The 22,602-nt window shown below is 64.8% G+C and carries 19 protein-coding genes; 13 read left to right on the forward strand and 6 right to left on the reverse strand.

The genetic code is table 11. The features are described from left to right. Positions 1-60: 60 nt before the first annotated feature. Positions 61-2,406: a penicillin-binding protein 1A gene (locus ACDA63_RS04335; RefSeq protein WP_373661957.1), complete on the reverse strand. Its 2,346-nt coding sequence runs from the start codon at positions 2,404-2,406 to the stop codon at positions 61-63. Positions 2,407-2,587: 181 nt separating this feature from the next. On the opposite strand from ACDA63_RS04335, the gene ACDA63_RS04340 reads away from it, so the two are divergent. The 11 genes from ACDA63_RS04340 (at position 2,588) to ACDA63_RS04390 (ending at position 13,501) form a co-directional block, all read left to right on the forward strand. Beyond that, positions 2,588-3,667 carry a pilus assembly protein PilM gene (locus ACDA63_RS04340; protein WP_373661958.1) on the forward strand — a complete coding sequence of 360 codons (1,080 nt, stop codon included), beginning with the start codon at positions 2,588-2,590 and terminating at the stop codon, positions 3,665-3,667. Continuing rightward, positions 3,664-4,254: a PilN domain-containing protein gene (locus tag ACDA63_RS04345; RefSeq protein WP_373661959.1), complete on the forward strand. Its 591-nt coding sequence runs from the start codon at positions 3,664-3,666 to the stop codon at positions 4,252-4,254. The genes ACDA63_RS04340 and ACDA63_RS04345 overlap by 4 nt, the downstream gene beginning before the upstream one ends. Next, the gene (locus ACDA63_RS04350) at positions 4,251-4,916 is read left to right on the forward strand and encodes a type 4a pilus biogenesis protein PilO (protein ID WP_373661960.1); all 666 of its coding nucleotides are present in this window, start codon (positions 4,251-4,253) and stop codon (positions 4,914-4,916) included. Before ACDA63_RS04345 ends, ACDA63_RS04350 begins: the two co-directional genes overlap by 4 nt. Before the next feature lie 20 nt (positions 4,917-4,936). After that, complete coding sequence (locus tag ACDA63_RS04355; protein ID WP_373661961.1) at positions 4,937-5,455, forward strand: pilus assembly protein PilP; 519 nt, start codon at positions 4,937-4,939, stop codon at positions 5,453-5,455. Then, entirely contained in the window at positions 5,452-7,623 is a 2,172-nt protein-coding gene (gene pilQ, locus ACDA63_RS04360; RefSeq protein WP_373661962.1) for a type IV pilus secretin PilQ, read from the forward strand. Before ACDA63_RS04355 ends, pilQ begins: the two co-directional genes overlap by 4 nt. A gap of 135 nt (positions 7,624-7,758) precedes the next feature. Further along, positions 7,759-9,069, forward strand: a complete 1,311-nt coding sequence (locus tag ACDA63_RS04365) for a hypothetical protein (protein ID WP_373661963.1) — start codon at positions 7,759-7,761, stop codon at positions 9,067-9,069. A gap of 56 nt (positions 9,070-9,125) precedes the next feature. Then, positions 9,126-9,662: a shikimate kinase gene (locus ACDA63_RS04370; protein ID WP_373661964.1), complete on the forward strand. Its 537-nt coding sequence runs from the start codon at positions 9,126-9,128 to the stop codon at positions 9,660-9,662. After that, positions 9,644-10,726 (forward strand): 3-dehydroquinate synthase, encoded by a 1,083-nt coding sequence (gene aroB, locus ACDA63_RS04375; protein WP_373661965.1) that lies wholly within the window; start codon positions 9,644-9,646, stop codon positions 10,724-10,726. Before ACDA63_RS04370 ends, aroB begins: the two co-directional genes overlap by 19 nt. After that, entirely contained in the window at positions 10,723-11,859 is a 1,137-nt protein-coding gene (locus ACDA63_RS04380; RefSeq protein ID WP_373661966.1) for a deoxyguanosinetriphosphate triphosphohydrolase, read from the forward strand. The genes aroB and ACDA63_RS04380 overlap by 4 nt, the downstream gene beginning before the upstream one ends. A 64-nt stretch (positions 11,860-11,923) precedes the next feature. Beyond that, positions 11,924-12,604, forward strand: a complete 681-nt coding sequence (locus ACDA63_RS04385) for a transposase (RefSeq protein ID WP_373661967.1) — start codon at positions 11,924-11,926, stop codon at positions 12,602-12,604. A 180-nt stretch (positions 12,605-12,784) separates the two neighbouring features. Beyond that, positions 12,785-13,501 (forward strand): hypothetical protein, encoded by a 717-nt coding sequence (locus tag ACDA63_RS04390; protein ID WP_373661968.1) that lies wholly within the window; start codon positions 12,785-12,787, stop codon positions 13,499-13,501. 46 nt (positions 13,502-13,547) lie between these two features. On the opposite strand, the gene ACDA63_RS04395 is transcribed toward ACDA63_RS04390, so the two are convergent. From ACDA63_RS04395 to glpK, 4 genes are all read right to left on the reverse strand, one after another. Beyond that, the gene (locus ACDA63_RS04395; RefSeq protein WP_373661969.1) at positions 13,548-14,516 is read right to left on the reverse strand and encodes a GTP-binding protein; all 969 of its coding nucleotides are present in this window, start codon (positions 14,514-14,516) and stop codon (positions 13,548-13,550) included. Positions 14,517-14,606: 90 nt separating this feature from the next. Next, on the reverse strand, positions 14,607-14,801 hold the full coding sequence (locus ACDA63_RS04400) for a YbdD/YjiX family protein (protein WP_373661970.1): 195 nt from the start codon (positions 14,799-14,801) through the stop codon (positions 14,607-14,609). 7 nt (positions 14,802-14,808) lie between these two features. Continuing rightward, on the reverse strand, positions 14,809-16,875 hold the full coding sequence (locus ACDA63_RS04405) for a carbon starvation CstA family protein (RefSeq protein WP_373661971.1): 2,067 nt from the start codon (positions 16,873-16,875) through the stop codon (positions 14,809-14,811). A 188-nt stretch (positions 16,876-17,063) separates the two neighbouring features. Continuing rightward, positions 17,064-18,539: a glycerol kinase GlpK gene (gene glpK, locus ACDA63_RS04410; RefSeq protein WP_373661972.1), complete on the reverse strand. Its 1,476-nt coding sequence runs from the start codon at positions 18,537-18,539 to the stop codon at positions 17,064-17,066. A 132-nt stretch (positions 18,540-18,671) separates the two neighbouring features. On the opposite strand from glpK, the gene gatB reads away from it, so the two are divergent. Both gatB and ACDA63_RS04420 read left to right on the forward strand, forming a co-directional pair. Continuing rightward, entirely contained in the window at positions 18,672-20,126 is a 1,455-nt protein-coding gene (gene gatB / locus ACDA63_RS04415) for an Asp-tRNA(Asn)/Glu-tRNA(Gln) amidotransferase subunit GatB (RefSeq protein WP_373661973.1), read from the forward strand. Positions 20,127-20,130: 4 nt separating this feature from the next. Then, positions 20,131-20,709: a rhomboid family intramembrane serine protease gene (locus ACDA63_RS04420; RefSeq protein WP_373661974.1), complete on the forward strand. Its 579-nt coding sequence runs from the start codon at positions 20,131-20,133 to the stop codon at positions 20,707-20,709. Here the strand turns inward: ACDA63_RS04420 and ACDA63_RS04425 are convergent. After that, complete coding sequence (locus ACDA63_RS04425; RefSeq protein ID WP_373661975.1) at positions 20,649-22,580, reverse strand: S8 family serine peptidase; 1,932 nt, start codon at positions 22,578-22,580, stop codon at positions 20,649-20,651. The two genes, ACDA63_RS04420 and ACDA63_RS04425, sit on opposite strands and share 61 nt — an antisense overlap. Between the last annotated feature and the right edge of the window lie 22 nt (positions 22,581-22,602).

Consider the following 22,602-nt stretch of genomic DNA (forward strand, 5'->3'; position numbering starts at 1 on the left):
TTCAGAGGATAGGTAAGTCCGTCAGCCGAGCGGCCCAGCAGGGCTGGGCCGTTGGCTGCGTTATTCGGTCAGCCAGGGCGTGAAGCCCTGTGACGAGGAGGCGCCAGAGGCGGCGCCCTCCTGGCCGGACGCGCCATCGCTGCCCGGCGGGGGCGGCGGCGGGACGAATTCTTCGTAGACGTAATCGTCCTGGCCGGCGCCCTGCGGCCGTACGGCGATCAGCCCGGCCGGCACTTGCGTGCGCTGCTGCGGCACGCCAGCCAGCGCCTTGTTCATGTAGTTGATCCACACGGGCAAGGCGAGGCCGCTGCCGGTCTCGCCCGATCCGAGGCGGCGCGGCTGGTCGAAGCCGATCCACGCGATGCCGACCAGCGTTGGCTGATAACCGCAGAACCAGGCGTCGACGTAGTCGTTGGTCGTACCGGTCTTGCCGGCGAGGTCCGAGCGGCCAAGTGCGTTGGCCTTGGCAGCCGTGCCTCGGCGGACCACGTCCTTGAGCATCGAATCCATCAGGAAGGCGTTGCGCGGATCGAGCATGCGCTCGGCGGCCTCACCGGCCACCGGCGGATCGACGCGGGCCACGATCTGATCGTTCTCGTCGCGGATCTCGCGCACGATGAACGGCTGGATGCGATAACCGCCATTGGCAAAGGTCGAGTACGCCGCCGCCATCTGCCACGGCGTGACCGAGCCGGCGCCGAGCGCCATCGTCAGGTAGGGCGGTTGGCGCGCCTTGTCGAAGCCGAATCGCGTGGTGACATAGTCTTGCGCGTACTGCGTGCCGATCGCTTGCAGCAGACGGATGGCCACGACGTTCTTGGACTTGGCCAGCGCGGTGCGCAAGGTCATCGGGCCGTCGTACTTGCTGTCGATGTTCTGCGGCTGCCAAGCCTGGCTGCCGGTGTCGCCCGACGAGAACGACAGCGGTGCATCGTCGAACACGCTGGAGGGCGAATAGCCCTTTTCGAGCGCGGCCGAGTAGATGAACGGCTTGAAGCTCGATCCCGGCTGGCGCCATGCCTGTGTGACGTGATTGAACTTGCTGCGGTTGTAGTCGAAACCGCCCACCAGCGAGCGCACGGCGCCGGTCCGCGGGTCGAGCGAGACGAACGCGCCTTCGACTTCCGGCGGCTGGGTGATGGCCCAGCCCTTGGCGGTCTTGACCAGGCGGATGATCGCGCCTGGGCGCAGGCGTTTCTGCTGCGGCGCATTGTCGGCCAGCATGGCGGCCGCAAAGCGCAGCGAATCGCCGGTCAGCGTGACGATCTCGCCGCCGCGCAGATAGGCCTTGAGCTGCTTGGTCGAGGCGTCCAGCACGATGGCGGCCTTCAACTCGTCCTGGTCCGGGTAGGGCTCGATCAGGTCTTCGAGGGCGACATCCTGGTCGTCCTTGATGTCCTTCAGGTCCACATAAGCCTCAGCGCCGCGATAGCCATGGCGGCGCTCGTAATCGAGCACACCCTGGCGCAGCGCCGCGTAGGCGGCTTCCTGGTCGGCGGCGGTGATGGTCGTGATGACCTTGATGCCGCGCGTGTAGGCCTCGTCCTTGAACTGGTCGTAAGCCATCTGGCGCGCCATTTCCGCCACGAACTCCGCATGCAGGCCCGGCGTGGCGCCCACGCTCGCCGCCGCGCTTCCGCGGCCCGCCGCCAGCTTGATGGGCTCGGCCAGCGCCTGTTCATAGACGCCGTCATCGATGTAGTTGAGTTCGTGCATGCGACGTAGCACGTATTGCTGACGCAGCTTGGCGCGGGGCGGATTGGCCACCGGGTTGTAGGCCGAAGGCGCCTTGGGCAGGCCTGCCAGCATGGCGGCTTCCCCAACCGTCAACTGCTGCAGCGTCTTGCCGTAATAAGCCTGTGCGGCTGCCGCAAAACCGTAGGAACGTTGGCCCAGGTAGATCTGGTTGATATAGACCTCGAGGATCTGTTCCTTGGACAGGCTGTTCTCGATCTTCATGGCGAGCAGGATCTCGTACAGCTTGCGGCTGAAAGTTTTCTCACGCGAAAGATAGAAATTCCGTGCGACCTGCATCGTAATCGTGCTGCCGCCTTGGCGACGAGCGCCGCCTAGCAGGTTGGCCAGTGTTGCGCGCGTGAGACCGGCAAAATCAACGCCCCGATGCTCGAAGAAGTGATCGTCTTCCGCCGCCAGGATGGCCGCCTGCAGGGTTTTTGGGACCTGTGCAATGGGCGCGTAGGTGCGCCGCTCTTCGCCGTACTCGGCGATCAGGGCGCCGTCGGCGGTATAGACGCGAAGCGGGATGCGCGGCTTGTAGTCGGTCAGCGCTTCGAGCGACGGCAGCTTCGGCCACGCGAACGCGGCGGCGATGCCGAGGGAAGCGATGCCTAGCAGCGCGAGGCCGAACAGCACGGCCAGGGACAGCATGATCCAGCGTTTTTGCATGGGGTGACCTTCGGTGTAGAGACGCGATTATAGGCGGGAGGGTTCCCCTCTAGGGCTGAAGATCGACCGTTCGGCGTCGTTGTAACAGCGTGAGTAGGATTTTGCTGATAGCATTTAATGTAAATTGTTGTTAGTGCGCCCAACTTACTGATTTCAGGACCATTTCGAGGAAGACGTCATCGTGAGAGATCTGTCCGCCCTGCTGGGAGGGAGAGCCAAGCCCCTGTTGGGCCTGGATATTTCCTCGTCGGCGGTCAAAATGGTCGAGCTGGCGGAGGCTGGCGCGAACCAGTACCGGCTCGAGCGCTATGCCATAGAGCCCTTGCCGCGCGACGCGGTGACCGACGGCAACATCGCCAGCCTCGAAGTCGTCGCCGACAGCATCCGCAAGGCGTGGAAGCGCCTCGGCACCAATACCCGCCAGGTTGCGCTGGCTCTGCCCGCGCCCGCAGTGATCACCAAGAAGATCGCATTGCCGGCCGGCCTGCGCGAGCTGGACATGGAAATCGCGGTCGAGTCGGAAGCTAACCAGTACATTCCCTTCGCCATCGAAGAAGTCAATCTCGACTACCAGGTGCTCGGCCCGATGGCCGGCTCCGAAGACGAAGTCGAAGTGATGATCGCCGCCTCGCGCAAGGAAAAAGTCCAGGATCGCGTAGCCGCCGCCGAGTCGGCCGGCCTCAAGGCGGTGGTGATGGATGTCGAATCCTTCGCCGCACAGGCCGCGTTCGAGCTGATCCGCCGTCGCCTGCCGGAAAGCGGCAAAGGCAAGATCATCGCCGTCATCGATGTCGGCGCGCACAGCATGAAGGTCGCCATTCTGCGTGACGACGTCGTGCTGTACTCGCGCGAACAGCCTTTCGGCGGCAGCCAGCTGACGCAGGACATCATGCGTGCCTATGGCATGAGCATGGAAGAGGCCGAGACGGCCAAGCGCTCGGGCAGCCTGCCCGACAATTTCGAAAGCGAACTGCTGCGCCCGTTCATGGACAGCCTGGGGCTGGAAGTGTCGCGCGCGCTCCAGTTCTTCTTTACTTCGACGCAATACAACCAGGTCGACCTGGTGGTGCTCTCGGGCGGCGTCGCGGTGATTCCGGGCATCGACCAGATCGTGGCCAGCCGTACGCAGGTCAGCACCCAGATCGCCAATCCCTTCGTCGGCATGGCGTTGTCCCAGCGTGTTCGCCCCAAGAACCTGGCCGCTGAAGCGCCCGCGCTGATGGTGGCTTGCGGCCTCGCCCTGCGGAGGTTCGACGCATGATCCGCATCAACCTTCTCCCGCATCGCGAAGAAGCGCGCAAGCAACGCCGCCAGCAGTTCTACTCACTGCTCGCGCTGGTTGCCATGCTGTGCGGCATGATCGCCTTCGTCGGCTACACCTTCATCGACCGCGCCATTGAAGATCAGGAAGCCACCAACGACTTCCTCAAGCGCGAGATTGCCTCGCTCGACAAGGAGATCGCCGAGATCAAGCGCCTGCGCGAGCAGACGCAGGCGCTGCTGTCGCGCAAGCAGGTCATCGAGTCGCTGCAAAGCAACCGTGCCGAGACCGTGCACGTCTTCAACGAGCTGATCCGCCAGACGCCGGAAGGCGTGTACATCCGCGCGATCAAGCAGACCGGAATGCGGATCAACATCCAGGGCTACGCGCAATCGAACGCCCGCGTCTCACAGCTCATGCGCAACCTGGATTCGTCGCCGGTGCTCGAAAAGCCCGAACTCATCGAGATCAAGGCCGTGGATCTCAAGGGCCGCCGCGTGGGTGACTTCAACCTGAACGTGAGCATCGAGCGCCAGCCGATCGACGCCGACAGCGCCAAGAACGCCAAGACGGAGCGCAAGCCGTGAAAGCCCCTGCATTGAAGAAAGTGGCGGCGTTCGATTTCAAGCGCCTCGTCGACGATTTCCGCCAGCTCGATCCGAACGATCCTGGCCTGTGGCCCGCAGCGCCGCGGGTGGCTGCGCTGGTGGCCCTCTTCATCCTGCTGCTCGTCGGCGCCTGGTGGTTCCTGTGGAAAGGTCAGCTCGAAACGCTGGATGAGCGCCGTAGCCAGGAAGTGCAACTGCGCGAAGAGTGGGTCGGCAAGAAGCGCCAGGCCGTCAACCTGGACGAATACCGCAAGCAGCTGGCCGACATCGACCGCCAGTTCGGCACCCTGCTCAAGCAACTGCCGAACAAATCCGAGATGGAAGCGCTGCTGGTCGACGTCAATCAGGCCGGCCGTGGCCGTGGTCTGTCGTTCGAGCTGTGGAAGCCGGGCACTGAAGCGGTGCGCGACTTCTACGCCGAACTGCCCATCGCGCTGCGCGTGACGGGCTCCTATGACGACCTGGGCAACTTTGCCAGCGACGTCGCCAAGCTGCCGCGCATCGTGACGCTGTCGGACATGGCCATCACGATGAACCCGTCCGGCAAGCTGATGATGGACGCCAACGCCGTGACCTACCGCTATCTCGACGAAGAAGAGATCGCCAAGCAGCGCCGCGAAAAGGCGGCTCAGAAGAAGTGACGAGCCGGGGAGATCGAAACGTGAAATCGAGTTGGCTCATCCTCGTGGGCTGTGCGCTGCTGGCAGGTTGCAGCAACGACGACCACCAGGACATCAGGAACTGGATGCAGGACCAGGCCAAGGACATGCGCGGTCGCGTGCCGCCGCTGCCGACGATCAAGACCTTTCCGGTCGTCGACTATGACAACGGCGGCCTGGTCGATCCGTTCGCATCCAGCAAGCTCGAGCCGGAACGCCGCGGGGGCGGCAAGAACCGGCCCGACATGAACCGTCGCCGCGAACCGCTGGAAGCGTATCCGCTGGAGACGCTCAAGATGGTCGGGATGATGATGTCGGGCGGGCGCCCCGTCGCGCTGATCCAGGCCGACAAGACCATCTACCAGGCACGGGTGGGTAACTACCTGGGACAAAACTTCGGGGTGATTACCAAGATCACCGACGGTGAGATCACGCTCAAGGAACTGATCGAAGACTCCAATGGGGATTGGATCGAGCGTGTCAGCACGATGCAGCTGCAAGAGCAAGAGGCTAAAAAATGAAAATCGGTACTCGACTGTCTGCACTCTGCCTGTCGGCGGGCGTCAGCTTGATGCTTGCCGTGCCGGTGGCGCACGCCCAGACGGCCCAACCGGCTGCGGCGCCTGCAGCGGCCACCGCGAAGAACGCGATCGAGTCGATCGGGGCCACCTCACAAGGCGGCAACGTCATCGTTCGCGTCACGCTGCGCCAACCGTTCGACGGCCAACTGGGCAGCTTCTCGGTTTCCAACCCGTCGCGCGTGGCGATCGATTTCCCAGGTACCAGTAACGCCCTGGGACGCAATGCGCAGACGATCAACGAAGGTGACGTGCGCAGCGCCAACGTCGTGCAGGTCGCCGACCGCACGCGGCTGGTGCTGAACCTGAACCGCGCGCTGACCTATGACACCCGTGTGGAAGGCCGCGACGTGGTGATCACGCTGTCCGCCGCCACCGCCAAGTCGCCCGAGGCAACCACGACGGCGCGCTTCGCCGAACAGAAAGGCGGCCCGGACCAGCACAGCATCCGCGACCTCAACTTCCGTCGCGGCCCGAACGGCGAAGGCCGCATCGTGGTCGATCTGTCGGACGCCAACACCGGCATCGACATCCGCCAGCAGGGTTCCGATCTGGTGGTCGATTTCCTCAAGACGAGCCTGCCGCAGAACCTGTCGCGCCGCCTGGATGTGACCGATTTCGCCACGCCGGTGACGTCGGTGTCGACCACGCAGCAAGGTGGCATGGTGCGTCTCGTGGTGAGCCCGAAGGGGCTGTGGGAACACAACGCCTACCAGAGCGACAACCAGTTCGTGCTGGAAGTGAAGCCGGTTCAGGAAGATCCGCGCAAACTCGTGCAGGGTGGCGACAATCGTCAGAAGTACGCCGGCGAGAAACTGTCGCTCAACTTCCAGAACATTGACGTGCGCTCGGTGCTGCAGGTCATTGCCGACTTCACCAACTTCAACATCATCACCAGCGACAGCGTGACCGGCAACGTCACCCTGCGCCTGAAGGATGTGCCCTGGGATCAGGCGCTCGACATCATTCTCCAGGCCAAAGGTCTGGATATGCGCAAGAACGGCAATGTCATCTGGATCGCGCCGCGTGATGAACTGGCCGCGCGCGAAAAGCTGCAACTGGAAGCCCGGTCGCAGATCCAGGACCTCGAACCGCTGCGCACGGAGAGCTTCCAGATCAACTACCACAATGCCAAGCAGGTATCCGACTTCCTCAAGGGCAAGGACCAGACCGTGCTGTCCAAGCGTGGCACGGTGGCGGTGGATGAGCGCTCCAACAAGATCTTCGTGACTGACATCAACAGCCAGCTCGAAGCGCTGCGCGCGCTGATCGCGGAAATCGACGTGCCGGTGCGCCAGGTGCTGATCGAAGCGCAGATCGTCGAAGCGACCGACACCTTCAGCCGCAACCTCGGCGTGCGCCTGGGCTTCGGGTCCGCCAGCGGTTCGACCGCGGGCACCAACTCGGCGGGCAACACCATTCCGCGCACCACCATCGGCGGTGGCCTCGGTTCCACGGCCTACCAGGCCGGCCTGACCGACCAGCAGCCGATCTTCTCGAGCCAGGGCCTTGCATTGAACCTGCCCGCATCGTCGATCGGCGACAAGGCCGCGGGTGCGCTGTCCTTCGTGCTGTGGAACAGCGCGGCGACCCGCTTCCTGACCATGGAAGTGTCGGCGCTCGAAGCCGACGGGCGCGGCAAGGTGGTATCGCGTCCGCGCGTCATGACGGCTGACCAGGTCGAAGCGCTGATCGAGCAGGGCACCGAAATCCCGTACCAGCAGGCCACCAGTTCGGGCGCGACCAGCGTGTCGTTCCGCAAGGCCAACCTGGCCCTCCGCGTGCGTCCGCAGATCACGCCCGACGGTCGCGTGTTCCTGTCGCTCGATGTGAACAAGGACACCCCCAACACGTCGCTGTCGACCGGTTCCGGCATCGCCATCGACACCAAGCACGTCAGGACCGACGTGCTGGTGGAAAACGGCGGCACGGTGGTCATCGGCGGCATCTACCAGCAGACCGTGGGCAACACCACGACGAAGGTTCCGCTCCTTGGCGACGTGCCCTACCTCGGCGCCCTGTTCCGCAACAACGAACGGTCGGACGACAAGACCGAGCTGCTTGTTTTCATTACACCGCGAATCGTGACTGACCAGGCCCTGGCACGCTGATTCCCCGATTCGTGCAATGACGACATGACAACGGCGTGAGCTACCCGCAAGGGTGCTCGCGCCGAAGTGCATCAACCGTCAGACTGCGGGTCCTGAGTATCAGCGGCACAGAGCCGTCTTGGAGAGAAATACAACATGAAGATGTGGCAAAAACTGGCGATCCTCGTCGCCACTCCCTTGGTGCTCGCCGCCTGTGGTGGCGGCGGTGGCGGCAATGGCACCTGTCTGGCTTCGGGTGGTTGCGGCAATACGTCGAGTTCGTCGTCGACATCCTCGTCCAGCTCGGAAGCGACAACCGCTTTCGGCATGACGCTCGAAACCGTCGATACGGCCAGCGGCCTGACGGTGAATCCGGTGACGTCGGCCCTCGTCTATGGCAAGCCGTTCAAGCTTTCGGTGACGGTGACCAATCCGGACAAGACTCCGGCGGCCGGCGTCGTCGTTGTATTCACGACCGACGACACGACCAACTCCCAATTCACGCCCAACAGCGGCAAGGCACTGACGGACGTCAACGGCAAAGCGTCGATCACGCTGTCGGCGACGACGCCTTCGGCGAGCGGCGCCATGACGATCAAGGCGGCGGCCGGCACGGCCTCGGTCAGCCAGAACTACTCGATCAATTCGACGTCCGGCACCGGCACGGCAGGCACGCCTTCGTATCTGCAGTACGTGGGGGCGTCGACGACCCGCCTGTTCATCTCAGGATCGACCAACGGCATCAATAATGCTGCCGAGCAGACGATTGTCCAGTTCAAGGTGTTGGACAGCTCCAACAACCCGGTCAAGAGCGCCCAGGTGATCTATTCGGTCACCAAGCGCAACGGCGGCATCCTTACCAATGGCAGCGCGTCGGATGTGACAGTGACGTCGAACGATGACGGTATCGCTTCCGTGACCGTCAACTCGGGCTCGGAGCCGATTACGTTCAACGTGATCGGCAAACTCGTCGTGGTGCCGACCAAGGAGTACTACTCGAACGATCAGATCGTGATCACCGGCAGTCGTCCAGATCAGTCCAAGTTCTTCCTGCAGTGGGACCCTGCCTCGGATTGCGCTACTGGTATCGAGAAGCGCACCTATCCGTGCAAGTTCTCCGTCACTGTTGGTGACATCAAGGGCAACCCGGTGGCTGACGGCACGGTGGTCAACTTCGTGAGCTACTCAGGCGTGATTGTGGCCACCTCGCTCGCCAGCCAGCCCAGCGGTGCGTGTCTGACCGTCAACAGTCAGTGCAGCGGAAACTACACGGGGCGTCCGGATGTCGATCATGCTCAGCACCGTATCGTCGCCTACACGGTTGGTAATAACGCACCGACTGGCTCACCGATCACGGACGGATCGAGCACGATCATCGTCAACGCACCTGATGCTGACAATTACATCCGCTACATGATGTCCGACAACAAGGCTTCATCGTCCTCGTCGGCTGGCAGCACGCCGTAACCGTGCGACAAACCGCGGCCGCGAAGAACCGGCCGCGGACTGCTAGAATCGCTGTCGTGAACGGACAGCGCCATAACATCTATCTCGTGGGCCTCATGGGCTCGGGCAAGACGACCATCGGTCGCGCACTTGCCCGGCGCATGGGGCGCCGTTTTGTGGACACTGACCACGAGATCGAAGCACGCACGGGCGTGCGCATTCCCACCATCTTCGAACTCGAAGGCGAAGCCGGTTTCCGGCGCCGCGAGGCTCAGACCATCGTCGAACTGTCCGAAGAAGCCGGCATCGTGCTGGCAACAGGGGGAGGCGCGATCCTCGACCCGGAAAACCGCAAGGTGCTGCGTCGCACCGGCTGGGTGGTGTACCTGGATGTACCGACCCACGTGCTGCTCGAACGCACCCGTCACGACACCAACCGTCCGCTGCTGCAGGTCGCCGACCCGCTGGGCAAACTCAACGCCCTGCGCACGCAGCGCGATCCGCTGTACCGGGAGATCGCCGACATCATCGTGGATGGCGCGCGCCATCACTCGCATACGGCGGTATCGAGAATCCTCAAGGAATGGGAACAACTGTGCGTACACTCGACGTAGCGCTGGGTGAGCGCGCCTATCCGATCCACATCGGCCGCGGTCTGATCGGCCAGCCGGATCTCGTGCTGCGCCACCTCAAGGCGCGGCGCGTGGCGATCGTCAGCAACGAGACCGTGGCGCCACTGTATCTGGCGCAGCTCGCCGAAGGGCTGCGCGGCGCCGGCGTGAGCACCACCGAAATTATCCTGCCGGACGGCGAGGCGCATAAGGATTGGCAGACGCTCAATCTCGTCTTCGACGGTCTGCTGGGCAATCGTTGCGAACGCTCGACCACCGTCATCGCGCTGGGCGGTGGCGTGATCGGCGACATGGCCGGCTTTGCCGCGGCGACCTATCAGCGCGGCGTGCCGTTCATCCAGGTGCCGACCACGTTGCTGTCGCAGGTCGACTCCTCCGTCGGCGGCAAAACGGCGATCAACCATCCGCTCGGCAAGAACATGATCGGTGCGTTCTACCAGCCGCGACTGGTGCTGGCCGACGTCTCCACGCTCGACACGCTGCCTGACCGCGAGCTCAAGGCCGGGCTGGCTGAGGTCATCAAGTACGGTCTCATCCGCGACCTGCCTTTCCTCGAATGGTGCGAAGCGAACATCGATGCGCTGCTCGCACGCGATCCCGAAGCGCTGGCCTACGCCGTCGAGCGCAGTTGCCGTAACAAGGCCGAAGTCGTCGCCGCCGACGAAACCGAGCAAGGCGAGCGCGCCACCCTCAACCTCGGCCACACCTTCGGCCACGCCATCGAAACCGGCATGGGTTACGGCGTGTGGTTGCACGGCGAAGCGGTCGCGGCGGGCACGGTGATGGCGGCAGAGCTCTCGGCGCGGCTCGGCATGCTGAGCTCGGCCGACGTCGCGCGCGTGCGTACCATCTTTGAGCGCGCGGGCCTGCCCGTCGCGGGGCCGGCCCTGGGCGTCGAGCGCTACGTGGAACTCATGCACCACGACAAGAAGGTCGAAGCCGGTCGCCTGCGCCTGATCCTGCTCGAGCAGATCGGTCGCGCGCAGATCACCGATCGCGCTGCGCGCAGCGATATCGAAGCGGCCATCGCCGCCTGCGTGGCATGACGACCGCCGCCGCCACGCTCGCCTCTTACGCGGTCAGCGAGGCCAACAGCCGCGGCCGCGTGCACGCCGAAGACCACCCGGCCTCGCGCAGCGAATTCCAGCGCGACCGCGATCGCATCATCCATTCGACGGCATTCCGTCGCCTCGAATACAAGACGCAGGTCTTCGTCAATCACGAAGGCGACCTCTTCCGCACACGGCTGACGCACAGCATCGAGGTCGCCCAGATCGGCCGCTCGCTGGCGCGGGCGATGGATTTGAACGAAGACCTCGTCGAAGCCATCTCGCTGGCACATGACCTCGGCCACACGCCCTTCGGCCACGCCGGGCAGGATGCGCTCAACGAGTGCATGCGCGAGTTCGGCGGCTTCGAACACAACCTGCAAAGCCTGCGCACGGTCGAGTTGCTGGAAGACCACTACGCGCAGTTCGACGGACTCAATCTCACCTACGAGACGCGCGAAGGCATCCTCAAGCACTGCTCACCCAGGAACGCTGCGTTGCTCGGTGAGCTCGGCCGCCGTTTCATCGACAAGAAGCAGCCTTCGCTCGAAGCGCAGTTGTGCAATCTGGCCGACGAGATCGCGTACAACAATCACGACGTCGACGACGGGCTGCGCTCGCAGATCATCACGCTCGAACAGCTCGAAGGCGTCGACGTCTTCGCGCGCCACGCCAACGATGCGCGCAGCCGTTATCCCGGCATCGCCGGCCGCAAGCTCATCCACGAAACCGTGCGGCGCATGATCAACGCATTGGCGCTGGACCTGATCGCCACCACGCGCCGCAACATCGCCGACGCCGCTGTGGTCACGCTGGACGACGTACACAATTGCAGTGCGCCGCTGGTGGCTTTTTCGGACGAGATGCGCAGCGAGCAGCTTCAACTCAAGCAATTCCTGCGCGAGAACTTCTATTGGCACTACGTTGTGCTGCGCGAAATGGCCAAGGCCAAGCGCATCATCGCCGAGCTGTTCGATGCCTTCATGAGCGATATCCGGCTGCTGCCCATGCAGCATCAGGAGCGTGCGCGCGAAGACAAGGCTCGCGCCGTGGCCGACTACATCGCCGGCATGACGGACCGCTACGCGATGAAGGAGCATCGCCGCCTGTTCTCGGTCGGCAACGTCTGAGAACGAACCATCGCTTTGTCATGAACCGGACAAGAGTCGGTATTTCGCGCTTTTCCTGAATGTCATGAGCCGCCTGCCGCGACTGTACGTGCCCGACATGCCGCAACTGATCCTGCAGCGGGGCAACAATCGCGCGCCGGTGTTCAACGACGACGCCGACTTCGAGCAGTATCGCGTGCACCTGCGTGAATCCGCGCGCGAAGCCGGCGTCGCGCTGCATGCCTATGTACTGATGCCGAACCACGTTCACATGGTTGCCACGCCGGGCGATGAAGGTGCGGCCGGCGCCATGATGCAGCGCCTCGGCCGCCGCTACGTCCGCTATTTCAACGATCGCCACGGGCGCAGCGGAACGCTGTGGGAAGGGCGCTACCGCTCCACCGTCGTCGAGCCGGACGCCTACCTTCTGGCGTGCTACGCGTACGTCGAACTCAACCCCGTCCGCCATCAACTCGCCAGCGAACCCTCGCACTACGACTGGTCGAGCTGTCGTCATCACGTCGGCCTCGCCGCCGATCCGCTCATCACCGACCACGCTCTGTACTGGGCGCTGGGCAACACGCCGTTCGAGCGGCAGGCGGTGTATCGCACGCTGCTCGAGAACGGCCTCTCCGGCCGGCAACTGGAGGCTATCCGCTTTGCGGCGCATCGAGGATGGATGTTGGGCGCGGCGGATGCTGAATCGACGGCCAATCGTCGTGGCCTGCCTCTGCCCAAGGGCCGTCCGCGGCGCCCGCCCGCCTGAGTCATCCGCGCCATGTCCGGCAGCCCGATGGGGCACGGTCGCCTTAGGACTTTCTTAGGAATCCCTTAGCCAAGATTTAGCGGCGCCCCGCCAGCGCCCGCCGTACTCTGCCGCTCCACGTCGCGACGTTTCATGGCACGTCGCCGTACCACCCCGATCGAAACGTTTGAGGAGAGCAGCATGATGGGCAAGGACAGCCGCGCCGTTGCGCGATTCGACATGTACGCATTGGTGCACAAAGGCTTGCGGGCATTCATGAGCGACACCGTATCGCTCGTGGGTCGCACCGACTGGAGTGACGAGCGCGACGCATTGGCGGCGACCGCGCAGTTGCGCAAGTTGATGGAGACCTGCTTCAAGCACCTGCAGCACGAGAACGAGTTCATTCACGCCGCGATGGAAGCGCGCCGGCCAGGATCGTCCGGAGACACCGCTCTGGATCACGCGGAACACATCATGGCGGTCAAGGCCTTCCTCGCCGATACGCAGGAACTGGAACTGCTGCCGGTGCCGCTGCGTCAGCCGCTCGCATCCGAAGTCTACAAGCGGCTCGCGGTCTTCGTCGGCGAAAACTTCGAGCACATGGCGCATGAAGAGGCTCACAACAATGGCGTGTTGTGGGCAGCGTATTCGGACGCCGAACTCATCGACATCCACGACCGGCTGGTGGCCTCCATTCCGCCGCAGGAAATGGGCATCGTCATGCGCTGGATGCTGCCGTACGCAAACGCGCAGGAACGTGCAATGTTGCTCGGCGATATCCGATCGAAGGCGCCGGCAGAGGCCTTTGACGCCATGCTGGACATGCTGCGTCCCCTCGTTTCACGGGGCGACTGGAGCAAGCTGATGAAGGCGCTTGGCATTCCCGCGACGACGATGAATGCCGTGCCGGCCTAGCAGCCATCGGGTGGGCCCGCGCCAGGCGGCCCACCCTGCAAGAGTTCTACTCGGTGAGCCCCGCGAAGCGCGCCCTCAGACGCTCCACCGGCAGATCGCGGCCGATCAGCACTATGCGCGAGGTGCGCAGCTCATTGCTGTCCCACGGGCGACCGTAGTCGAAGCCTGCCACCTGGTGCACGCCCTGGAAGATGAGCCGTCGCGGCTCGCCAGCGATCGACAGGATGCCCTTGTACCGGAGCAGGTCATTGGCGTGGTCGGCCAGGAGTTCATCGACGAAGAGCGAGATGCCATCCAGCGGCAGCGGTGTATCGCATTCGAGCACCACCGAGGCAATCGCGTCGTCCCATGAGCGCTCGCCCACGGGGCGCCATCCGCGCCGGGGCAGGCCGGATTCGCGCAACATGAAGCCGCCGATCGATAGTAGCGCTCGCAGGTCATCGATGCGCGATGCCCATTCCAGCGGTGCGCGTGCGTTGATGCGCGCCAGTCGCGCGGCCAGCGTGGCGGCCCCGTCGACGCTGAGCGCATCGGTCTTGGTGAGGATCAGCCGATCGGCGAAAGCCACCTGCGATGCCGCCACGCGTTCGCGATCGAGTTGCGCGGTGGCGTGCAATGCGTCGATGACGGTGATCACGCCATCGAGCTGGTAGTGGCCGCGAAGGGTTTCGTCTCGCAGAAAAACCTGCACGATCGGTGCTGGATCGGCCAGCCCGGTCGTCTCAATGATGAGCCGCTCGAAAGCGAGCTCTCCGCTCGCGCGCCGTGCCGCCATCGAGACGAGCGCGTCGGAGAGCGCGCCCTTGACGGTGCAGCAGATGCAGCCATCGGACAATTCCACGACTGCGCTGGCCTCTGATGCCACCAGGCTGCCGTCGATGCCGACGGCACCGAATTCGTTTTCGACGATGGCGATGCGCGTGCCACGCATGGCCGCCAGCAGGCGGTTCAGCAGCGTGGTCTTGCCGGCGCCGAGAAAACCGGTGAGCAGGGTAACGGGGATCGTTTCTTGCATGACAAACGAAAAAATGCGCGTCACCGAAGCGACGCGCAAGAGGCGGAGATGGTAGTCAGCCCACCTGTACGACCTGGGTGGGCTGCGGTCTTAGCAACACTTGCCCGCGCCGCCGGAGTAGCGCGCTTCCTGCCGTTCGCGGAAGAATTCCTCGTACGTCATTGGCGTGCGATCCGGATGCGTCGTGCGCATGTGCTGCACGTAGGTGTCATAGTCGGGCAGGCCTACCAGCGCACGCGCCGCCTGCCCGAGATACTGACCCATGCGTGCAAGGTCATTGAACATGATCGACTCAGGCGCCTGCTGCTTCGCCAACCGGCACGTATTCGGACTCGCGCACCGTCGGGCGTTGTTCTTGCAGCGCCTTCATGCAGGAGCGGATACCGAACAGCAGCACGGCAATCACCACGAAGATGAACACGCCGGACAGCGTCGCATCCACGTAGTCGTTGAACACGATCTGCTGCATCTGCGCCATGGTCTTGGCCGGAGCCAGGATTTCATTGCGCGCGATGGCGTCCGAGAACTTGGCGGCGTGCGACAGGAAGCCGACCTTCGGGTTGGCCGAGAAGATCTTCTGCCAGCCCGCCGTCAGCGTGCAGGCCAGCAGCCACACCGTCGGCAGGATCGTCGTCCAGGCGTAGCGCTGGCGCTTCATCTTGAACAGCACCACCGTCGCCAGGGTCAGCGCCACGGCTGCCAGCATCTGGTTGGCCACGCCGAACAGCGGCCACAGGGTGTTGATACCACCCAGCGGATCGACCACGCCCTGGTACAGGAAGTAACCCCAGGCCGCCACGCACAGTGCGGTGGCGATGAGGTTGGCGACCAGCGACTCGGTGCGCTTGAACGACGGTACGAAAGTACCCAGCAGATCCTGCAGCATGAAGCGGCCGGCACGCGTGCCCGCATCGACTGCGGTCAGAATGAACAGCGCTTCGAACAGGATGGCGAAGTGATACCAGAACGCCATCATCGCCTTGCCGCCGATTGCCTGGTGCAGGATGTGCGCCATGCCCACGGCCAGCGTCGGAGCGCCACCCGCACGTGCGATCACCGACTTCTCGCCGATGTCGGCGGCGGTCTGCGCCAGCACGTCAGGCGTGATCACGAAGCCCCATTGCGAGATGGTGTGCGCAGCGGTCTCGGCCGTCGGTCCGAGCACGGCCAGCGGGCTGTTCATCGCGAAATACACGCCCGGATCGACGCACGAGGCGGCAACCAGCGCCATGATGGCGACGAACGATTCCATCAGCATGCCGCCGTAACCAATGAAGGCGAGGTGCTTTTCGGACTCGATCAGCTTGGGCGTGGTGCCCGACGAGATCAGCGCGTGGAAACCCGACACCGCGCCGCAGGCGATGGTGATGAACAGGAACGGGAACAGGTTGCCCGACCAGGCCGGACCCGTGCCATCCACGAATTGCGTCAGCGCGGGCATCTGCAGTTGCGGTGCCACGAAGGCAATGCCGATCGCCAGACCGAGGATGGTGCCGATCTTCAGGAAGGTCGACAGGTAGTCGCGCGGTGCCAGCAGCAGCCACACCGGCAGCACCGAAGCGATGAAGCCGTAGCCGATCAGCATCCACGTGAGCTGCTTGCCATCGAACGTGAACATCGGCCCCCAGGTCGGGCTGGCTGCGACGTCGCCGCCGAAGATGATGGCGGCCATCAGCAGTACGAAGCCGAGCACCGAGATTTCCAGGATGCGGCCCGGGCGGATGAATCGCAGATAGATGCCCATGAAGATTGCGATGGGGATCGTCGCTGCGACGGTGAAGCTGCCCCAGGGCGAGTCAGTCAGCGCCTTGACGACGATGAGCGCCAGCACGGCCAGGATGATCACCATGATCATGAAAGTGCCGAACAGCGCGATCACACCGGGGATCGGTCCGAGCTCGGATTTGATCAGGTCGCCCAGCGAACGGCCGTCGCGGCGCGTCGAGATGAACAGCACCATGAAATCCTGCACCGCACCGGCGAAGATCACGCCGGCCAGAATCCACAACATGCCCGGCAGGTAACCCATCTGCGCGGCCAGCACGGGGCCGACCAGCGGACCGGCACCTGCAATGGCGGCGAAGTGATGGCCGTAGAGAATGTTCTTGTTGGTGGGCACATAGTCCAGCCCATCGTTGTAACGGTAGGCCGGCGTCATGCGGTTGGGGTCCACGCCGACGACGGTGTGGGCCAGGAAGCGCGCGTAGAAGCGGTAGCCGATCAGATACACCGACACGGCCGCGATCACGATCCATAGCGCGTTGATGGTTTCGCCGCGCGACAGCGCGACGACGGCGAGCGAACAGGCCCCCAATACGGCAAGGGCTGCCCACCCTAGCCTGGGCAGGACATTCTGCATGGTCTCCTCCGACTTTGTCCGCGCCAGATGGCACGGAGCGTCTGGTTGTCAATGCGGCAGACGCGGAGCGCCTACCGTGTAACCAAGTATGAAAAGGCGCGAGAGTCAACACATCCGCGCGAACACGCAGACGGTCGCTGTAATAATACGTAATGGAATACCCTAGGCGGTATGCGCCGGCGTCGCCATCACAGCACGCGCTGGACCGCTTGGCGCCATGCATGCAGCAGTGCCTGCGCCTGGTCGCGGCCGATGGCCGGCTCGAACATCCGTTCGCGCTGCCACATGCCGGCCAGCGCGTCGGCATCCGGCCACACACCGGCGGCCAGTCCGGCAAGATAGGCCGCGCCCAGTGCGGTGGTTTCCTGCACCACCGGACGCATCACTGGCACGCCAAGCAGGTCGGCCTGGAACTGCATGAGCAGATCGTTGCGCGACGCGCCGCCATCGACGCGGAGTTCGCGTACGGCAAGGGCGCTGTCAGCCTGCATGGCGGACAGTAACTCGGCCGACTGGTAGGCGATCGATTCGACCGCCGCCCGCGCGATGTGCGCCGCAGTGCTGCCGCGCGTCAGGCCGACGATGGCGCCGCGAGCTTCGGGTTCCCAGTACGGCGCACCCAGGCCCGTGAAGGCGGGCACCACGTGTACGCCGCCATTGTCGGGCACCGATGTCGCCAGCGCTTCGATCTCCGCCGCATCGCGGATGATGCCCAGGCCGTCGCGCAGCCACTGTACGACGGCGCCTGCCACGAACACGCTGCCTTCCAGCGCGTAGCCGGCCTGCGCGCCGAGCTGCGCAGTGCGCGTGGTGACCAGCCCGTGCGTGGACGTGCACGCCTTGTTGCCGGTGTGCGCCAGTGCGAAACAGCCTGTGCCGTAGGTATTCTTGGCCATGCCCGGCGCATTGCAGGCCTGCCCGAAAAGTGCTGCCTGCTGGTCGCCCGCGATGCCGCCGATGAGAATCGGCGCGCCGAACAACGCCGCCAGTGAATAGCCGATTTCTCCGCTCGAAGGCACGACACGCGGCAGCACCGCGCGCGGAATGCCGAGCACCGCCAGCAGGTCGTCGTCCCAGTCGCCGGTGTGGATGTCGTAGAGCAGAGTGCGCGACGCGTTGCTCACGTCGGTCACGTGCATCGCGCCGCCGGTGAGCTGCCACACCAGCCAGCTATCGACGGTGCCGAAAGCAAGTTCGCCATTGCGCGCGCGAGCCCCGGCGCCTGGCACCTGATCGAGCAGCCAGCGCAGCTTGGTACCGGAAAAATAAGGATCGACGACGAGCCCGGTGCGGGCGCGGAAAACCGGCTCCAGCCCGTCCTCTTTCAGGCGCGCACAATGGGCGGCCGTGCGGCGATCCTGCCAGACGATGGCGGGCGCCACGGGCTGGCCGGTGCCGCGGTCCCACAGGATGGTGGTTTCTCGCTGGTTGGTGATGCCGATGGCGGCCACATCCTGCGCGGTCAATCCCGCGTCGGCCAGCGCCCGTTGCGCGCAGGCAAGCTGGCCTTGCCAGATTTCGACCGGGTCGTGCTCCACCCAGCCCGGCTGCGGGAACGACTGCTTCAGCTCGCGCTGCGCGGTAGCGATGACGCGACTGTCCTGGTCGAAGACGATTGCGCGCGAACTGGTCGTACCCTGGTCGAGTGCAAGCAGATGTGGCATGGGTGGCTCCTGGATGGGCGGCCCCGATGATGCGCGCCGCCGTGCCGCACTGCAACGCGGGAAAGCGCTGGTGTGCCGGCAAACCGGTGCGGTGCGATAAAATGCAGGATTACCTGTTGAAGACCGCACGCAATGAGAAGCGATTGGGAAGTCGTCATCGGGCTGGAAACCCACGCCCAGCTCAACACCCGTTCGAAGATTTTTTCGGGCGCCAGCACGGCATTCGGCGCCGAGCCGAACGTGCAGGCCAGCGCGGTGGATATCGCGCTGCCCGGCGTGCTGCCGGTACTCAATCGCGGCGCGGTCGAGCGGGCCATCCGCTTCGGGCTGTCCATCGGCGCGACCGTCGCGCCGCGCTCGGTCTTCGCGCGCAAGAATTACTTCTACCCCGACCTGCCCAAGGGCTACCAGATCAGCCAGTTCGAGCTGCCGGTGGTACAGGGCGGCACGATCACCATCCGCGTGGGCGAAGGTGAAAAGGCCTACGAAAAGACCGTGCGCCTGACGCGCGCGCACCTCGAAGAGGACGCCGGCAAGTCCTTGCACGAAGACTTCCATGGTCAGTCGGGCATCGACCTGAACCGCGCCGGCACGCCGCTGCTCGAAATCGTCACCGAGCCCGACATGGCCTCCGCGGCCGAAGCCGTGGCCTACGCCCGTGCGCTGCATGCGCTGGTGCAATGGATCGACATCTGCGACGGCAACATGCAGGAAGGCTCCTTCCGCTGCGACGCCAACGTCTCGGTGCGTCGTCCCGGCGAGCCGCTCGGCACGCGGCGCGAGATCAAGAACCTCAACAGCTTCCGCTTCCTGCAACAGGCCATCGAATACGAAATCGGCTGGCAGATCGATGAGATCGAATCGGGCCGCGCGATCCAGCAGGCCACCGTGCTGTTCGACCCGGATACCGGCGAGACGCGCATGATGCGCTCCAAGGAAGACGCGCACGACTACCGGTACTTCCCCGATCCCGACCTGCTGCCGTTGGTGATCGACGCCGACTGGATCGCCCGCGTGAAGGGCGAACTGCCCGAACTGCCGGTGCAACTGGCCCAACGCCTCCAGGACGAGTACGGTCTGTCGGCCTACGATGCCGCCACGCTCACCGCCAGCCGCGACACCGCGCAGTACTACCTCGACGCACTGGCAGCCGGTGGCGCCGCGCTCGCCAAGCCACTGGCCAACTGGGTGATGGGCGAGCTCGCCGCGCGCCTGAATCGCGAAGAACGCTCGTTGGCCGACTCTCCCGTATCGCCCGCACAACTGGCCGGGCTGATGGCGCGCATCGCGGACAGCACTATCTCCAACAACATCGCCAAGAAAGTCTTCGATGCGTTGTGGAATGGCGAAGGCGCGACGGCCGACGAGGTTATCGAAAAGCAGGGGCTCAAGCAGGTGACCGACGCCTCCGCCATCGAACCGATCATCGACGAAGTGCTGGCCGCCAACCCGAAGTCGGTCGAGGAATTCCGCGCCGGCAAGGAAAAGGCTTTCAACGCGCTGGTCGGCCAGGTCATGAAGGCCTCCAAGGGCAAGGCCAGCCCGGCGCAGGTCAACGAGCTGCTCAAGAAGAAGCTCGGCGGTTGACATCATGAACCGACGGCGCGAGCGCTTGGCGGCAGCGGCTGCTCTGGCGCTCGGCGCCGCCATGATCGTATTCACGTTCCAGCCAGCGCTGTCAGCGCTGCGCTACCGGCCCGGCGCCGATCCTCTGTGGATGGCGCTGCCCGCCCAGTTGGTCCACCTTGGGCCTCCGCATCTGCTGCTCAATCTGTCCGGTCTTGCGCTGATGGCGCTGGTCGCGCGGCGACACGCGCTGCTCGCACATGTCATGGGCGCGTTGCTTGTGGCTGCCGTGGGCGTGGCCGTCGGCCTGCGCTACGACGATCCGCCGCTGGCGTGGTACGTGGGCTTGTCCGGCGCGCTTTACGGCGCCGTCGCCGCCTTGGGCTGGGGGCTCGCCGCCCGTCGGCACCCCGGCGTGCTGCGAATGACAGGTGCGTTGCTCGTCGTGGGGGTCGGCATCAAGACCTGGGCCGGCATCGCCCACGTGGGCGGTCCCGGCGAGTGGCTGGGCATCCCGCCCGCGCCCAGCGCACATCTCTATGGCTATCTGGGCGGTCTCGCCTGGTCCGTCGCGGCCGGCTTGATGGTGCGGCGCAGGCCGTAACTGATCGCCGCCAACGCAGCCAACCCGGCCAGCATCAGCGGATCGGCGGCACCGCCCCCACCTCCACCTCCACCTCCGCTCCCGCCGCTGTTGGCCGGCACGCTCGATACGCTGCTTGCGGCGGACGAGGAGCTGGACGTAGCCAAACCCACTGCGATCGTGGCGGTGCTCGTATCCGTGGCGCCTTGATCGTCGGTCACGGTAAGCGACACGACGAAAGTGCCGTTAACCGACGGCAATGCGCTCGCCTGCGCCTGATCGGTGCCCGACAGCGCGGTGACGACACCGTTGCCATTGGCCAGCAACCACAAGTAGCTGGCGATGCGTCGCCCGGTGGCGGCGGTACTGCTGCTGCCGTCCAGCGTCATGGCGGACCCCGCCATCGCTTCGCCCGCCGCGATGCGGGCTTCCGGGCGCAAGGCATCATTCACCGCCGCCCGCGTATTGAGCAGGCCGGCGCCGCACGTGCCGGTGGTGCAGTTGCATTGCTGGTCGGCGTTGGTGCCGGTGCTGCAACTGGGTAGGCCGGCTTCCGCCGGGAACGCAACGGCAGTGCCTTTGATCCGCGCCATCACCGAAGCTGGCGCCAGCCCTGGATGCACCGATAGCATCAGACCTGCCGTGCCGCTGACCAGCGGTGTGGCGAAGCTCGTGCCGAGCGCGACGTGAGCGCTTCGGTCGGTGTAGATGCTGTTGCCGGGACTCTGCTTGCCGTCGTTGGTGGTGGTGATGAACGGGTAACCGCACGGGTCGCCGTTGGGGCAGTTGCCGGCTGGTGCGGCGATTCCTGCCTCGGGCCCGAAGCTGCTGTAGCCGACCTTGCCGCCGGTGTGGCGGACACCGGCCACCGCCAGCACGCCCGCACAGTTGCCGGGTTCTTCGACAGGGCCGTTGTCGTTGCCCGCCGCCACGATGATCGTTGTGCCCTGCGCCACGATCTGGGCGACGGCGTCACGGTAGGCCGCGCTGCACGTGCCCGATCCTCCGAGGCTCATGCTGATGACGCGCGCCGGATGCGTGTTGGTCGGCACACCTTCGACCGGCAGACCCGCGGCCCAGTACATGGCGGCGATGATGTCCGAGTCGTATCCGCCGCACTTGCCCATGGCGCGGACCGGCAGCACACGCACGCCCCAGCCGACGCCGGTCACGCCGATCGAGTTGTTGGAGCCGGCGGCCAGAATGCCGGACACCATCGTGCCGTGCCACGAACTATTGCCGACCGGGCAGCCTTTGAAGATCTCCTGACCATCGACGTCGGCCTGGGTGATGAAGTCGCCCGGGTCGCTCGGGTCCGGGTCGCGGCCGTCGCCATCGTTGGCGATGAGCGGCTCGGTGACGAAGTCGTAGCCATAGACCGACCCGTCGTCGCGCGTGACGAACTTGCCGGCGAGATCCGGGTGATCCGGACGTACGCCGGTATCGATGACCGCCACCGCGATGTCGCCGCTGCCGGTGGTGATGTCCCAGGCTCCCGTGGCATTGATGGCGGATTTTTCGGTCGACTGCAGGTACCACTCCATGCTGAAGAGCGGGTCGTTCGGAATGGCCCGTACCTGCTTTCGGCGGTCCGGCACGGCGTATTCCACGTCGGCCTGCGCAGCCAATCGGTTGGCCAACTGCTGCGTGTCGATGCCCTTCGCTTCGACCAGATGCAGACGGTCGGTCAGCTTGCGCTCGGTGCGGATCTGCAGGCCGGTGCGCGCGGCCAGCGCACTGACGCGGCCGCCGGGATCGCTTTGCCGGACCAGCGTCGAGCCATCGCGATACTTGACGATGACGCGTGCCTGCTGGGCGTATGCCGGCGGCGTAATGAGCCCGGTCAGGACGGCGGCCAGGGCGACTTGCCTTGCGATATCTGTCAGGGTCATGGTGATGGCCTCGCTGCGAGGT

The organism is Uliginosibacterium sp. sgz301328 (genome assembly GCF_041807905.1).
Classification (GTDB): Bacteria; Pseudomonadota; Gammaproteobacteria; order Burkholderiales; family Rhodocyclaceae; genus JBGVSA01.